Genomic DNA, 2,306 nt, shown 5'->3' with positions numbered 1-2,306 from the left:
GGGAGTCGACAACCGGGCCGAGGCAGCCCGAGCCGGCGCGGATCTGAGCCCACAAGAGACGGGGGCGAGATAGTGCCGGCGGCGGACCGGACGTCGAGCGCCGACAGTCGACCGACCGCGTTGCTCGAACGAGAACCGTTCCTCGACGCGCTGGAACGGTATGCCGCGGACGCCGCATCCGGCACCGGGCGCCTGGTGGTGATCACCGGCGAGGCAGGGATCGGCAAGACCTCCCTGGTGGAATCCTTCCGCGAGGCGCATCCCGACATGCACTGGCTGTGGGGTGCGTGTGACGGCGGGTTCACTCCCCGCGCCCTCGGCCCGTTGCACGACATCGCCAGCTCGGAGGGTGGCCGGCTGCGTGACCTCTTCGCGTCGGGCGCTGACCGCAACGACCTGTTCGCGGCCTTCCTCGAGATCCTAGCCGACGGTCGGCGGCCCACGGGCGTGGTGATCGAGGACCTGCACTGGGCCGACGAGGCCACGCTGGACTGGCTCGTCTACATCGCGCGCCGTGTGGGGCGCGCGCACGCCCTGGTGATCACGACCTACCGCGACGCCGAGCCGGGCTCGGACGGTGAGCTCGCGCGCGTGATCGGCAAGGTCCTCGGGCACGGCTCCACCCGCCGGATGGCACTCCCGCCCCTCGGCCTCGACGCGGTGCGCAGCCTCAGCGGCGAGCGCGACGCCACCGAGGTGCTCTCGCTCACTGGCGGCAACCCGTTCCTGGTGACGGAGCTGCTCGCGAACACCTCGGACGTCGTGCCGCCGTCGGTCGCCGACGTCGTCCGCAGCCGGGTCCTCGATCACTCCACACCGGCCCGGCGCATGCTCGCCGCCGCAGCGATCCTCGGTCGACCGGCCTCGGCGAGCCTCGTGGCTGCGGTTGCGGGAGTGGCGCCGGCGGTGCTCGACAAGTGCACGGCCTCAGGCACCCTCGTCGCCGCCGCGGACGGCTCCTACACGTTCCGTCATGAGCTGACCCGGCGTGCCGTCGAGCACGGCGTACCTCTCGTGGAGGCCAGGGAGCTGCACCGGATCGCCCTGCTCGCCCTCGAACGCGACGGCGCGGATCCGGCCGAGCTCGCGCACCACGCCGTGGCGTGCGACGACGCGGACGCCGTCCTCCGGCACGCTCGGCGCGCCGGCCGCGCTGCAGCCGAAGCAGGCTCACATCGTGAGGCGATCGTCCAGTTCCGCCGGGCACTCAAGTACGCCGACCGGCTCGACCCGCTCGACCACGCCGAATTCCTGGAGGCGCTCGCCGAGTCGCTCTCCGCGCGGGACCAGTGGGCCGAGGCCGCAGAGCCGTGGCACGAGGCGGTCACGCTGCGGAGGACCTTCGACGACCCGGAAGCGTTGAGCCACTGCCTGCGCCGGTACGAGATGTGCCTGGGGCGCCTCTGCCGCTCGGAGGAGCGCCGAGCTGTCGAGGAAGAGGTCTACGAGCTCATGCGCGAAGCCGACGACAGCGTGGAACGCGCGTGGGCCTTCTACGTCCGGAGCTGGGCGGACTACGTGTCGGCGGAGGACCGGCGCGCAGCGAGCGACGAGTGCACCCGGATCAGCAAGGACCTGGGCGACGACGCGCTGGTCGGGCGCGCACTCATCGGCAAGGCGAGCCTCGACTTCGCGTCGGGCGTGGTCCCCTTCGACGACCTCGAGGCCGCGATCGAGCTCGGTCTGCGCTCGAAAGACCACAGTCTGACGGCCTGCTCCTACGCGAACCTCTATGCGTGCACGATCGACACGCTGCGGCTGGACGAGTTCGGCGACCGGTACGACGAGGCGCTCGCCCACGCGCTCGATCACGAGGAGCAGACCTGGAGCGTGTACCTCCGCGGGTCGAAGGTGGCCGAGCTGCTCCGCCGGGGCCAGAACACCCAGGCGATCGAGCTGGCGCTGCAGACCATGAACGAGACCATCTCGCCGCTCAACAGGATGGTCCTGGGCATCGGTCTGGCCCGCGCGGGCTTCCGGCTCGGACGGACTGCGGCTCGGGAGTGGCTGGAGGCCACGTGGCAGCTCGGTGAGGACAAGGACGAGACCTACTGGCTCGTCCAGGTCGCCACGGCCGCCGTCGAGGGCGCCTGGCTCACGGGCGACTCCACTCTCGTCACACCCGAGGTGCACGAGGTCTACCGGCGCGGTCTCACCGACAATCCGTGGCTGCACGGCGAGCTGAGCGCCTGGCTCGCGCGTCTGGGCCATCGGGTAGACCCGGACCGGACGGTGCCGGCGCCGTACTCGCTCGAGCTCGCCGGTCGGTACGCCGAGGCAGCAGCCGCCTGGCGTGAGATCGGCTG

At 71.6% G+C, this 2,306-nt stretch carries 1 protein-coding gene; it reads left to right on the top strand.

Features of this window, described 5'->3' with window-relative positions; translation table 11 throughout:
* Positions 1-120: 120 nt before the first annotated feature.
* The coding region (locus EFL26_RS14875) for an ATP-binding protein (RefSeq protein WP_183408194.1) at positions 121-2,306 on the top strand (2,186 nt) is incomplete at its 3' end.

The organism is Nocardioides pocheonensis (genome assembly GCF_003725535.1).
GTDB classification, from domain to species: domain Bacteria; phylum Actinomycetota; class Actinomycetes; order Propionibacteriales; family Nocardioidaceae; genus Marmoricola; species Marmoricola pocheonensis.
Note: the sequence above shows the minus strand (reverse complement) of the source record. Positions and strands in the feature narration are given on the sequence as shown.